This window comes from Pullulanibacillus sp. KACC 23026, assembly GCF_029094525.1.
Lineage (GTDB): Bacteria > Bacillota > Bacilli > Bacillales > Sporolactobacillaceae > KACC-23026.
Genome location: NZ_CP119107.1, coordinates 472,492 through 486,123 on the forward strand (window position 1 = coordinate 472,492; position 13,632 = coordinate 486,123).

The 13,632-nt window shown below is 44.6% G+C and carries 7 protein-coding genes; 6 read left to right on the forward strand and 1 reads right to left on the reverse strand.

The genetic code is table 11. The annotated features are described in order from the left end of the window. The first annotated feature begins 496 nt into the window (after positions 1-496). From PU629_RS02155 to PU629_RS02180, 6 genes are all read left to right on the forward strand, one after another. The gene (locus PU629_RS02155; RefSeq protein WP_275282626.1) at positions 497-1,510 is read left to right on the forward strand and encodes a nuclease-related domain-containing protein; all 1,014 of its coding nucleotides are present in this window, start codon (positions 497-499) and stop codon (positions 1,508-1,510) included. Positions 1,511-3,425: 1,915 nt separating this feature from the next. Continuing rightward, entirely contained in the window at positions 3,426-5,174 is a 1,749-nt protein-coding gene (locus PU629_RS02160) for an alpha-glycosidase (protein WP_275282627.1), read from the forward strand. 450 nt (positions 5,175-5,624) lie between these two features. After that, positions 5,625-7,013 carry an MFS transporter gene (locus tag PU629_RS02165; RefSeq protein WP_275282628.1) on the forward strand — a complete coding sequence of 463 codons (1,389 nt, stop codon included), beginning with the start codon at positions 5,625-5,627 and terminating at the stop codon, positions 7,011-7,013. A gap of 192 nt (positions 7,014-7,205) precedes the next feature. Beyond that, positions 7,206-7,856, forward strand: coding sequence for an MBL fold metallo-hydrolase (locus PU629_RS02170; RefSeq protein ID WP_275282629.1), 651 nt, complete (start codon positions 7,206-7,208; stop codon positions 7,854-7,856). A gap of 187 nt (positions 7,857-8,043) precedes the next feature. Further along, positions 8,044-9,432: an MFS transporter gene (locus PU629_RS02175; protein ID WP_275282630.1), complete on the forward strand. Its 1,389-nt coding sequence runs from the start codon at positions 8,044-8,046 to the stop codon at positions 9,430-9,432. A 345-nt stretch (positions 9,433-9,777) separates the two neighbouring features. Further along, positions 9,778-10,968 (forward strand): class I SAM-dependent methyltransferase, encoded by a 1,191-nt coding sequence (locus tag PU629_RS02180; RefSeq protein WP_275282632.1) that lies wholly within the window; start codon positions 9,778-9,780, stop codon positions 10,966-10,968. 399 nt (positions 10,969-11,367) lie between these two features. Here PU629_RS02180 and PU629_RS02185 read toward each other — a convergent pair whose 3' ends face one another. Next, entirely contained in the window at positions 11,368-13,032 is a 1,665-nt protein-coding gene (locus PU629_RS02185; protein WP_275282633.1) for an HD-GYP domain-containing protein, read from the reverse strand. Between the last annotated feature and the right edge of the window lie 600 nt (positions 13,033-13,632).

Below are 13,632 nucleotides of genomic sequence, written 5' to 3' on the forward strand. Positions count from 1 at the left end.
CAGAAGGTCGGTGCAAAGTCCCAGAAGGTCGGCGCAAAATCCGAGAAAGTTGCCCAAAAACCATAGAAGCTCTGTCAAAAATCCTAGAAGGTCCAGAGCCGGCCCGGGTTAAGAGTGTCCAATCCTAGAAGTTCAGCAAAAAATCCGAGAAGGTCGGCGCAAAATCATAGAAGGTTGCCAAAAAATCCTAGAAGCTCTGTCAAAAATCCAAGAAGGTCCAGAGCCGGCCCCGGATAAGAGTGTCCAATCCCAGAAGGTCAGCCAAAAATCATAGAATGTCGGCGGAAAATCATAGAAGGTTGCCCAAAAATCCTAGAAGCTCTGTCAAGAATCCCCAGAAGGTCCAGCGCGACCTCAGACAAGAGGTTCAAAATTGTCTGGAAAGTCTATTGTATAGATAAAAAATCACAAAATGACTGTATTTTATCAAAATAAGAGAAGGGAAATTAGAATTTAAAGAGAATATAAGAAATAAGAAAATTTATGGAGGGGATTTATGGTAACTATAGTGAAGCCTCGAGATTACCCCATTGATCTAAGACAATTAGAGGCAATAAGACGAAATTATCGATTTAATGATGCGAAGAGTTTAGAAATCGAGTCGGAAATTATTAACAGAGAAATGGGATTTCGCGGAGAAAGGCAACTTGATTATTATCTGAGCATGATTACGGATGAGCCAATCTATGTTTTGCATAATTTAAGGCTCTGTGGGCAAAACATGTATTTTGAAATTGACACAATTTTGCTTTCTCCATTTTTTTGTCTATTAATTGATGTGAAAAATTATAAGGGACATCTATATTTTGACCAGTTATTAAAACAATGTATTAGAACCTACAAGGAAAATAAGGAAGGTATACAAGACCCTATTAGTCAATCTGAAATGCATCTTTATTGCATGCAAGATTTTTGGAAAAACAATAACTTACCGGTCACCACTTTTCTACCTCTTGTAGTCATTGCATTTGCCACCACATCGGTATCCACGAACCAAGGCCTCGAAAAAAATCTTCACCAAATGGTTATTCATTCACACCACTTAATTAAACGACTTCAAACTGTCTATAAGTCTCATCCCAAAAAAATCTTTACAAAAAATCAACTTCAAACTATTTCCAAATTTCTGCTTTCAAAACATGTACCTAAATGTCCAAGCGCAATGAAAAAACTGAGTCTGCAACCTACTGACTTTCATCAAGGTGTTCAATGTCCAAGTTGTAAATTGTTTTCGATGATTTGGAAGGTTGCTAAATGGTATTGCCCCTCCTGTGGTGCTATATCAAAAAATGCCCACTACCAGGCCCTCTCTGATTATTTCCTCCTTCACAATCCAAGTATTACTTCTGCACAATTTCAAAAAATGATGGATCTCCCCACCATGGACGTCTCGCGTCGGCTCCTTCAAAATGTTCAAGGTCTGCAAAAGATAGGGAATACCTATAACACCACATATGCACCCAAAACTCTTGACTGGTTAAGTACAGATGATGTACAAAACTCGCACTGAATCACCCCAAAAATCCCAGAAGGTCCAGCGTCAGCCCTGGTCAAGAGTGTCCAATCTGAGAAGGTCAACAAAAAATCCTAGAAGGTCGGCGCAAAATCCGAGAAAGTTGCCCAAAAATCCTAGAAGCTTCGTCAAAAATCCGAGAAGGTCCAGGGCCGCCCCTGGTTAAGAGTGTCCAATCTGAGAAGGTCAGCCAAAATCCTAGAAGGTTGCCCAAAAATCCTAGAAGCTTCGCCAAAAATCCGAGAAGGTCCAATGCCAGCCCCGGTTAAGAGTGTCCAACCTGAGAAGGTCAGCGCACCATCCGAGAAGGTCCAGCGCCGGCCCCAACCAAGAGGGTCTAATCTGAGAAGGTCAGCAAAAAATCCGAGAAGGTCGGCGCAAAATCCGAGAAGGTTGCCAAAAAATCCTAGAAGGTCTGTCAAAAATCCGAGAAGGTCTAGGGCCGGCCCCGGTTAAGAGTGTCCAATCTGAGAAGGTCAACCAAAAATTCTAGAAGGTCGGTGCAAAATCCGAGAAAGTTGCCCAAAAATCCTAGAAGATCTGTCAAAAGTCCCAGAAGGTCCAGCGCTGGCCCCAGCCAAGAGGGTCCAATCTGAGAAGGTCAACCAAAAATCCGAGAAGGTCGGCGGAAAATCATAGAAGGTTGCCAAAAAATCATAGAAGCTCTATCAAAAATCCAAGAAGGTCCAGAGCCCCCCCGGTTAAGAGTGCCCAATCTGAGAAGGTCAGCAAAAAATCCGAGAAGGTCGGCGCGCCATCCCAGAAAGTTGCCCAAAAATCCTAGAAGCTTCGTCAAAAATCCAAGAAGGTCCAGCGCACCCCCTGGTTAAGAGTGTCCAACCTGAGAAGGTCAGCAAAAAATCCGAGAAGGTCGGCGCAATATCCGAGAAAGTTGCCCAAAAATCCTAGAAGCTCTGTCAAAAGTCCCAGAAGGTCCAGCGCCGGCCCCGGTTAAGAGTGTCCAATCTGAGAAGGTTAGCACTAAATCCCAGAAGGTTGGCGCGCCATCCCAGAAGGTTGTCAAAAATCCCAGAAGGTCCAGTGCCGCCCCTGGTTAAGAGTGTCCAATCCCAGAAGGTCAGCAAAAAATCCGAGAAGGTCGGCGCACCATCCCAGAAAGTTGCCAAAAAATCATAGAAGCTTCGTCAAAAATCCCAGAAGGTCCAGCGCCCCCCCCCGGTTAAGAGTGCCCAATCTGAGAAGGTCAGCACAAAATCCGAGAAGGTCGGCGCACCATCCCAGAAAGTTGCCCAAAAATCCTAGAAGCTTCGTCAAAAATCCCAGAAGGTCCAGCGCACCCCCCGGTTAAGAGTGTCCAATCCCAGAAGGTCAGCCAAAAATCCCAGAAGGTCGGCGCAAAATTCAAGAAGGTTGCCAAAAAATCATAGAAGCACTGTCAAAAGTCCCAGAAGGTCCAGCGCCGGCCCCAGCCAAGAGGACCAAATCCAAGAAGGTCGGTGCAAAATCCCAGAAGGTTGCCCAAAAATCCGAGAAGCTTCGTCAAAAATCCAAGAAGGTCCAGCGCCGGCCCCAGCCAAGAGGGCCCAAGCCAAGAATCCCCTCCAAAAACCCCACAAAATTCCACCACCTCCAAGGCAAGGTGACTCCATCTTATCCCAAACTTCTCCAAAATGGCTTGACTCCATTGGCGTTCCGTTTTATCATTAGTTTTGTAAGTAGGCAAGTGTGAATTTACTGTCCGCTTGCGAGACAATTGGCAGCCGGTTAATGATGGTATCAGAAGGTTGCTTAATAATTTGAGGGCAATGCTTTGTCTAAGAAGACAACAACCCCGGAACTGTGCAAGTCGTTCCTTGGGTTGTTTTTTGTTTTTTTAAGAATGAATTCAACCTAGTATAGAGAAGGCGCGACGGTACTGATTTTTTTAAAACAAGGAATAGGAGGGGTTTGTGTGTTTAAAGAAGCGATTGATCACAGGCCAAAAGGTGCTTATGCGTATGCGTTTGATAAGGAGACGCTGCACATTAAGCTTCGTGCTAAGAAAGAGGATTTGAAAACGGTTACCCTTATTGGGGGAGATCCGTATGAATGGACCGAGGAGGGCTGGCAGTACAAACGTTTGCCTATGACGAAGGTGGGTACAGATGATTTGTTTGATTATTGGTTGGCTGTTGTGAAGCCGCCTTTTCGTCGCTTGCGTTATGGTTTTGAGATCAGCGATGGCAAGGCAAAGAGCACGTATACGGAACGCGGGTTCTTTGCGGATTCTCCAAAGGACACCAGCTATTATTTCTGCTTCCCATTTTTAAATGGTATTGATGTGTTCGATGCACCGGAATGGGTGAAGTCAACGATATGGTATCAAATCTTCCCTGAACGTTTTGCCAATGGTGATCCGTCCATTGATCCTGAAGGGGTGCTTCCTTGGGGCAGTGAAGAACCCAAGTCCAATAATTTCTTTGGGGGAGACTTTCAAGGGGTGATCGATCATCTTGATCATCTTGAAGACCTTGGCATCACGGGGCTTTACTTTACGCCGATTTTTAAAGCAACATCTAATCATAAATATGACACGATTGACTATTTAGAGATTGATCCACAATTTGGGGATAAAGCCACTTTCAAAAAAATGGTGGAAGCCTGCCATGAACGTGGGATTCGCATTATGCTCGATGCGGTGTTTAATCACTCGGGCTATTATTTCGAGCCGTTTCAAGATGTGCTTGAAAAAGGTGAGAAGTCCGCTTATAAAGACTGGTTCTATTTGCGTGAATTCCCTGTCGTTACAGAACCCAAACCAAACTATGATACGTTTGCCTTTACGCCGATGATGCCAAAGTTGAATACAGAGAACCCTGAAGTGAAGGCTTATCTATTAAAGGTTGGACGATATTGGGTAGAGGAATTTGATATCGATGGCTGGCGTTTAGATGTGGCTAATGAGGTCGACCACGCATTTTGGCGTGAGTTCCGCAAAGAAGTCCATTCTGTCAAACCCGACGTGTATATTTTGGGTGAGATCTGGCACGACTCGATGCCATGGCTCCAAGGTGATCAGTTTGATGCGGTCATGAACTATCGTTATACATCAGCTGCTTTGGACTTCTTGGCCAAAGAAGACATGGCTGCCGGTGATTTTGCGGATGAACTAACTCGTGTGTTTATGTCTTATCCAGAAAATGTAAATCAAGTCGCTTTTAACTTGCTCGACAGCCATGATACACCGCGCCTTCTCACACATTGTGGCGGGGACGGTAAAAAAGCCGATCTTCTTTACGTGACACAAATGACGGTTCCTGGTACCCCTTGTATTTATTATGGGGATGAAATTGGTATGGCAGGAGAAAATGATCCAGGATGCAGAGCTTGCATGATCTGGGATGAAGAGAAGCAGGACCGTGAGCGATTTGCCTTCTTGAAAAAATGGATTGCGCTTCGTGCGGCCCATCCTGTGCTCGGTTCAGAAGGGAATTTTGAGTTTCTGCCGGTCCAAAATGATGACATCGTCAGCTACAAACGGGAAAAAGAGGATGTGTCTTATTACATCGTGATCAACCGTTCAGAAGATGAGATTAACTGGCAAACTCCTAAGAAATTAGTTGGTAAAACTGTCAAAAATGTTTGGACAGGTGAAAGTCTAACTCTTGAAAAATCCGTGGTCCTCGCGCCGAAAAGTTTCTTTGTCTTCTTATTTAAATAAGCGACAAGAGACACATAATCCTAGCAAAAGAGAAGTGCCAATGCCCTTGTCAGTTGCTGCTGGGGCCAATAGGCTAGTTAATTTAACGAGCTGTCCGAAGTAGTCCGAATGATTAGGAGACTTGGGTTCTCGCAAAAATAAGAAAAGGTTCCCTTATGGGGAACCTTTTCTGCGTTATGTACTTTATCCATGGTATAAGGTGCCGTGCCAATTTGGGCTTCGATTGAGATCGGGTTCATGCTAATCGTCCCAACACCATTTTGCTCGAGCGGCATCACGCCGTTTTAGTTCGTCTATGAGACTCCTTCACCCGAAAAAGGCTAACTCCATTGACAAACGGAGAGTTCTCCGTTTATTATAAATGGTAGAGTTCTCCGTTTTATCTTACCTTAACAAAAAGGAGATGACAATAGATGCAAAATCAAAAAAACAGGAGGAGGGAACGAGCCCATGTCGAATCGTAATCCGTTTTCTTGGAGATTCGTAGCACCGCTTTACATGGGATCCACGCTTAATCCGATCAATAGCTCGATGATTGCCACTGCACTTGTGCCGATCGCCGCCTATCTGCATGTTTCCGTGGCTCATACGACACTCCTTGTTACGTCACTTTATCTTGCAAGCTCCATTGCTCAGCCGACTGCCGGCAAACTCTCAGAGGCGTTTGGACCTCGACGGGTATTCCTGACGGGTATCCTCTTAGTGCTATTAGGCGGGTTAATAGGAGGAATGGCGACCAATTTGACCATGCTGATCCTATCACGTGTCCTAATAGGAATTGGAACTTCAACAGCTTATCCTTCTGCAATGCTCCTCATTCGGAGACGTGCAGAAGCGGTGGGGATGGCTAAGCCGCCGGGAAATGTACTTGGTGCCCTTCAAATTGCCGGAGTTGTAACAGCCGCTGTAGGGCTCCCGATTGGCGGATTGCTTGTGGATGCTTGGGGATGGCGGACAACATTTTTAGTCAATATCCCGTTTTCACTCGTTGCATTTGTCATGGCCGCACTGTGGATTCCAAAGGATGAGATCATTGAAGGGGGAAAATCTGTGCGGGCGATTTCCTCTCGCATTGATACAACAGGCATCATTGGATTCGCTGCCACAATTAGCTCCCTTATGGTATTTCTGTTCTCATTACCTAATCCCTCTTGGCTGGCTCTTGCTCTGTCTGTTGTGCTTGGCCTTTTTCTTATCTGGTGGGAGCTGCGCGCGAAGCATCCTTTTATCGATGTACGTATGCTCGCTTCGAATCTCGCGCTCTCGCGGACTTATGCCCGGTTTGCCTTGATCACTTTGTGCATTTATACCGTCCTTTATGGTTTAACGGAATGGATCAGCGCCGCACGTGGAACGTCTGCACTCGAAGCCGGCCTTCTCATTCTACCTATGAGCATCCTTTCTGCTTTGGTCGTAGGTCCTGTGTCAAAGCGCAATTTGGTGCGCGGACCACTCATTATTTGTGCGGGATCCGCCATTATGGCTTCCATTGGCGTGCTCTTTCTCACCGCAGGCACATCGATCATTTGGATTCTGCTGATCACCTTGATCTTTGGAGTCACGATGGGCACAATGGCTAGCAGTAATCAAACCGCTCTCTACATGCAGATTACGTCAGACCAGATTGGGACAGCGTCAGGTTTGCTTCGTACTTTCGGTTACCTAGGTTCCATTGCTTCCTCTGCCTTAATCGGCATTGTCTTTCACAAAAAGGTTTCAGATGACGGTCTCCATCACATTGCTATTATAATGATCGCAGTCAGTCTCATTGCTCTTATCTTGACTCTTAGTGATCGTCGACTTAAGGTGATGAGTAAACAAGCGAGTACGCGATCTTAAATTATAGTTGTCAATCGAACGAAAGGGTCATAACTAGATAGGTCTTTTCAATAGAGAAGGTTTTTCCTGCGTGATATTGGATTGGGCTGTGTGCGGGTGAACCATTTATCTCCCGCAGACAGTGAGGCTTTACTTGTATTATAAAGTCGCCTATGTAAAACTAATTTAACTAATTTGGAAGGTGGTTTTTTTATGCGGATTAAATGGTTCGGACAATCTTCTTTTTTAATAACAACGGATGCAGGCACACGAATTCTGATTGATCCGTTTGATCGAATGCTCGGATACAAGATGCCAAAGCCGATCGAAGTGGATATGGTTGCCGTTACCCATAATCATAGTGACCACAATAAAATTCATGTGGCATCAGGCAACTATCTGTTGGTCAATGAACCAAAAGAATTCAGTCTTGAGGATGTGTCTGTGAAGGGGATTAAGACCTATCACGATAAAGCAAACGGAAAAAGGAGAGGACCCAATAATATATTTCGATTCGAAATCGATGGTTTGAAGGTCTGTCATTGCGGGGATTTAGGTCATTTATTAACAGACGAGCAAGTCAGAGCCATTGGCGAAGTTGATCTTCTAATGGTCCCGGTTGGAGGAAGGACGACCATCAATGCAGGAGAAGCGGTTCAAGTCATGCATCAATTGAAAGCAAAAGTGGCGATTCCTATGCATTATAGCACCAAAGCATTAGGAATACTTGGGAGAATCCTTTTCGAGAAGGTCGATAAATTTACTCAAGCCGCGGGCGTGCCCACAACCGAGGTGGCGCTGTTAAATGTTAACTCAGAAACCTTGCCAAACTATTCGGGTGTTATCGTAATGGATTATCTGTAAAAGGAAATTAATAAAAACATGCACTTCAGCATAAGTCACATTGGACTCGTAGGTGCTTCTTAGAGAACTTATAAAAAAACGCCGATGAAAAACCGCATGGACTAAAGCGCCCCATGTTTTTCACGTGCGGTTGATTATTGTTTCTAACAATATCATTTTTCAGGATGATGAGAAGGAAGGCATGAGTTTGTCCAAATTTAATGAGCAGACGACTTTAAATCAATTTAATAAAAAACTGATTACGCCATTGGTTTTGGGATCGATTTTAAATCCGATTAATTCTTCCATTATTTCAGTTGCTTTAATTCCTATTGGACAGGCGTTTGGGGCACCGACTTCGCAAACAGCGTGGCTTGTTTCTTCATTATATCTGGCTACAGCGATTGGGCAGCCAGTCGTAGGAAAATTAATCGATATTTTTGGTCCAAGACTGCTTTTTTTATTTGCCACGTCCTTAGTCGGGATTTCCAGTTTAATGGCGAGCTTTGCGCCAAATTTCTGGTGGCTGGTCGCAGCAAGAGTGTTACTCGGATTTGGAACTTGTGCAGGGTATCCTGCGGCCATGTATCTGATCCGAAGTGAGGCCGATCGAACAGGCGAAGAGAGTCCGGCGAGTGTGCTCACATTATTGGCCATAGCCAGTCAGACGATCGCAGTAGTAGGCCCAACCTTAGGCGGACTGCTGATTCAAGTCGGCGGGTGGCAAAGTACTTTTCTAGTTAATATCCCTTTGTCTTTAGCGTGTATCATCTTGGGTTACACGCGGTTTCCGAGATTTTCTAAAGAATGGGCTGAAGACAATCAAAAGTTAGCCTCCATTGATTTTATAGGAATTCTGACCTTTGGTATCACCTTAATATCAGCTCTTTTATTCTTAATGAGTCCAAGTTGGCATAAGAGCTTTCTAGTCATTATGGCGCTGATAGCAGGTAGCCTGTTTGCCGTTTATGAGTTAAAAGTTAAAAATCCCTTTATCGATATACGCGTGTTAAGCGGGAATGCACCTCTATTACTTACTTATACTCGAAGCTTATTTTCAGCCACCTTGTCCTACAGTGTTCTCTACGGCTATACTCAGTGGTTAGAAAAAGGCAGAGGACTGTCTCCCGCTCATGCCGGAATGTTGTTATTACCGATGTTCCTCATGTCAATTTTTATTTCGAGAATGACCGGGAAAAATCCGGCGATCTACATGAAACTGATCATTGGCAGCGTTGTTCAGTTCATAACAATGGTGCTCCTGTTTTTCACCAGCCATTCAAGCAGTCTTGTCTTTCTTATTTTGATTGCACTCGTTTTTGGAATTCCACAGGGCTTGCTTAGTTTGGCTAACCAAAACGCGGTCTATTTTCAGGCTTCTCCCAATCAAATGGGGGCCTCAGCCGGTTTGTTACGAACTTTCATGTATATGGGAGCCATGGTCACTTCTGTAGCAACGGGTTTGTTTTTAAAATCTGACGCGATCACAGAGGGCATGCACCATTTAGCCGTTTTTTGTTCGATAATAGGCTTTGCTTTAATTATGCTCACTTTATTCGACCGCTCCTTGGCAAAAGTTAGGAAGACGGCGCATTAATGAATAATTAATGCGCTCATTCTTGCTTCTTTAAAGTTGGCCGTGTGACCGTCCTTATTACTGGCTGTTTTCGAAAAATGTGCTGCTTTTCCCTTGAGCAAGAGGTGCCCAAGGAACAGCAGAATGAACAGTGTTCCAAACTTCGGCATTTTCGCAATAGCAGTAATCTTTTAGACTGGACGCTCTTTATTAGGTGAACGAATGAAGGCTTAGGAAAAAATTGTTTTGCAGGGCGGCATTGACAAGTCCTCCGTGAGCATCAAGTTTTTCTAAACTTGCAAAATAGGGTCCTCTCGGGAGAAAATAGGAAGATATCATTAGAGCCTGTGCTCAGGAGGAATTGAGATGCCTGGAGATGTAAACCTAAATTGGCGCAAGGCGCTCTTACAAGTGACCGATAGATTAGATGAAGCGGCTATTACTTATATGTTCATTGGAGAGGCAGCCTTGTTAGCGTGCGGGGCAGAACCGCCAAGCGGCCAGCCTTTAGAATGCGAATTTCAGTGGGACCAGCTGGAGGAAGCCCATCAGTTGTTTTTGCCATTCGGCGCGGGTCCTGTAACGAAAACGGAAACGGGTGCTCAGTTTACAGCAATCGTGGCAGGATCTCACTTGTTATTTTGGTGCCAGTGGAATCACGTCGTTCTCACCGACCCGGCCCGGATGGTTCAGGAATTCTCGGGCAAAAAGGTGTTTGTTGAGGCGCCGACCGCTATTATACATAGAACAAAAGAGACAGAACCTGAATTCAGACTGGCAAAAGCCTTCTTGAGCAGGCTGCAAAGTCAGAACACCGCTATCAGCCTGAATGCTTGGAATACAGGAACCTATGAGGCATGGGTCAATCGATTTGGGAACCCAGTCCAGTTAGGTGAGGCGATTCGGAAACAGCCCGAAAAACGATTGGTCACAGTGTCGCATTATCTTGGTAATTTGACGGGCAAAAAAGTGTTTAATTTAATGGGGTCCAACGCGATCAAAGGGGTGGCGATGGCTTGCCTCGGTGCGACGGTAACCGTTTTAGATCTCTCCGAAGAAAGCGGGACGTATGCTCGGGAGTTAGCAGAAGCAGCAGGAGTCTCATTAACCTATATCGTGGGGGACGTTTTAGAAACGGAGCAGCTGCCGAGTGAGGGGGCGGATCGGATTCTAATGGAACGCGGCATTCTCCACTATTTTGTCGATCTTCAGCCTTTAATGACGCGTGTGGCGGCATGGCTTGCAGATGGCGGCCGGTTTGTTTTGCAGGACTTCCATCCTATATCGACCAAATTGATTCAATCAAAAGGAAAGAAGCATCTGGTAAACGGCAATTATTTTGATCCAGCGATGCATCCATCGGCTGTGGCGACAAGCAAGTACACCGATCAAAATGAGACCAGCTATATCTATCAACGCCGCTGGACCCTTGCGGAAATTATGACAGCTGTTGCCCAGTCTGGCCTCAGGCTTGTTCAACTTGACGAACACCCTAACGAAAAACGCCATGACATGGGGATCCCAAAGCTTTTTACATTAGTTGCCGAAAAATCATAAAGTGGGGAACCTGTTACGCTGCCTTTAAGAAAAACGTTATAATGACGCTGCGATTCACTCGTAGTCCTTTTCATAAGTCAAGAGAGTTGCACGTATTGAAAAAGAGGCTAAAACAAAACTAAACGAACAGACTTAAATTCCGAACACGGAATGTTTATAAGGACAGAAACAAATAGGAAGCGTAGTCAAAATACGGAGACGCCTGCGGGAACAGCACGTGTCCGAAGAACCCGCAAGCAAGCATTTTCCATGCTGAGGCCGTGCCCGCGGAAAGCAACGTATTGTGACTAGCGTTTCATAACTGACTTAACTTATAAATAAAAAACCGAACCCATCACGTCAGAAGGTGTGAAAAGGTTCGGTTTTTTTCTATTCGTCAACTACTTCTGTCCCAGCCTGTTAGTTTTCAATTTTAAAATAGGAGAGAAAGTGGTTAAGCTCGTGCCCAATAAAGGAAATGGAGGACGTATCCACCCCTTCGTACAGGTTGTCAGGACGGCTATATAAAAGGATTTTTATAGCGGGATTAAGGCGGCGAACCAGTTGAATCACTTTATTAATCTGACAAACATCTTGGGGATTAATGTGTGCAAGGGTTAAATACTCCACATAATCCTTTTTTAAAATAGTAGACAAGCAGTCTTCAAGCCGCCCATCCATGTCCAGTCCATTCCTAAGAAAATAGGTTTGCCAGCTATTCACGAAAAGAACATCATGTAAGAGGCGAAGCGGGAACGCATGCAGCTCTTGCAGCGACAGAAACACAATGCCGAGGTTAAAGGTCGCCTGATAAGAGGGGGCATATTCGACGGTTTTTTGATTCATGATGTCAAAGCCTGCTTGAGTGGCGTTAGAAAAATCTGTTTCAGTGAGCTCGCCTTTAAGGAAACGCTGCCGGATTTCGATAGCCGCTCTTCCAAGAATGGAAAGATAGATGGTTTCCACTCGTTTGCCATCCGCAAGCTCCTCGAAATAAGCCAAAGCATTTGGGTGCAGGTGAATCAGACTATCAATAAAGGAGCTCCATAATTGCTTTTTCCATTGCTCTAAGCGATGGCTTTTCCAGCCGACCATTTTCATCGGTTGACCTTTATAGGCAGCAATAGAGGTGATTTGACCCGTCTCTCTTATTTGCAGCTGCAAATGGGCTCTTTCTTTTTCATTATGAAGAACCGTCTTTGCCCGGGTTCCATTCGTCAGAAAAAGCTCTGCCTGTGGTGGAAAGAGCTGCAGCAAATCGGCAAGCCGATACGTACAGGATGCACACAGCTTATCGCGGTCATTTAGTATAATTTCAAGTGCCCGGGATGGTGAAAGGGGATCCCGATAGGTCCTCTTCAGGGTTAAGGCAGAATATACATCCACAACGGAGATGATGCGCCATTCTTCGGACAGATCCTCTTCCGTTAATGAAAGAGGATAGCCAGAGGCATTAAGCCGTTCATGGTGAAGGAGGGCCAAGTGTCTGATTTCATCTGGGAATTGCAGAAGTTTGAGCAAGGCATAACCGAGGGAAGTATGTTTTTGGACCGTGATAAATTCAGACTCGGTTAACTTGCTTTGCTTGGAAAGGATCACACAAGGCAGCAGACGCTTCCCAATATCATGGAGCAGACATCCTAACGAAAAGCTGGAGAGATTTTTGACGCCTAATTGTCTGCCTAATAAAGTACCTAATAAAAACACATCCACTGAGTGGTAGTAAGAATAGTCATCCCATTCCTTTAAGTGCTGAAGCAATTGAAAGACAGAGTCATCCGACAAAAATTGACAAAAGCGGGTTTGAACAAATTGAAGCGCCTCTGAATCTTGAAGGATCGCCCCAAGGCGTCCATCTTGAGAAAGAGTGTCAATGGTCTCATTAAAGAGCTCTAAAAGCTGTGATTTCGTATGGGAATCTGTTTTTTCTTTATATAAAGGAAGGGTTTCAATAAATTCTATTAGAATGGATTGTGGCAATCCGGTAAGCTTGGATACATTATGAGAGAAAGATGCCACATCAACGAGCGCGTCATTTTCAAGTTGTTCATGCTGATCTAATAAGAAAACGTGGCGTTCTGACATGAAAGTGGCTCCAATCTACCAATTTTAAATAACATAGAAATTTGTCGAATTATAGAGAATTCTGTAAGCCTATATTAACAGATAGTGTAAGAACTTTAGTCGGAATTTGGTAAAAAAACTCTAAAAACAGGTAATTAGACCTATTCTCTGGAGTGTTTCTAGTAAAGAATAAATCAAAGAATGGGATTGCTTTGCGAGCCTACTCCTTGAAGCAACCTCGTGATTTCACATCTTCGAACGACTTCATGCTGGCTTGTCCCGAGAAAGCCCGCTACGTTAGGATAAGCTGGTAGACGCAGGGACAACAGCACTTTGCAAAGTACAAGATGGAGTTCCAAGACTTTTTTCTTCGTGCTGGCTTGCGCAAAACCCTCAACTTTTAATAAAGCCATTTTAAGCCCAGTTTTTTGTCTAATTCGCTAGGGCCTGGCGACTTCCTCTGATTGTGACTTTCTTGAAAGCCATTAGTAGTCCTTTAGGGCAACTTCGATATGTGACCCATAAATGAAAGAAGGTCATGAGGTGTCCTTTAGGGAAGGCCAAGTTTTTCTAAGAGGAATTTGTTTGGATGAATTAGGTGTAAAGTGATGAGGAGTGGAA

What these genes read in the sequence shown, in the direction of transcription:
- PU629_RS02185 (WP_275282633.1), bottom strand. Translation starts at nt 13,032, where the DNA reads ATGTCAGAACGCCACGTTTTCTTATTAGATCAGCATGAACAACTTGAA.
- PU629_RS02165 (WP_275282628.1), top strand. Translation starts at nt 5,625, where the DNA reads ATGTCGAATCGTAATCCGTTTTCTTGGAGATTCGTAGCACCGCTTTAC.
- PU629_RS02180 (WP_275282632.1), top strand. Translation starts at nt 9,778, where the DNA reads ATGCCTGGAGATGTAAACCTAAATTGGCGCAAGGCGCTCTTACAAGTG.
- PU629_RS02170 (WP_275282629.1), top strand. Translation starts at nt 7,206, where the DNA reads ATGCGGATTAAATGGTTCGGACAATCTTCTTTTTTAATAACAACGGAT.
- PU629_RS02155 (WP_275282626.1), top strand. Translation starts at nt 497, where the DNA reads ATGGTAACTATAGTGAAGCCTCGAGATTACCCCATTGATCTAAGACAA.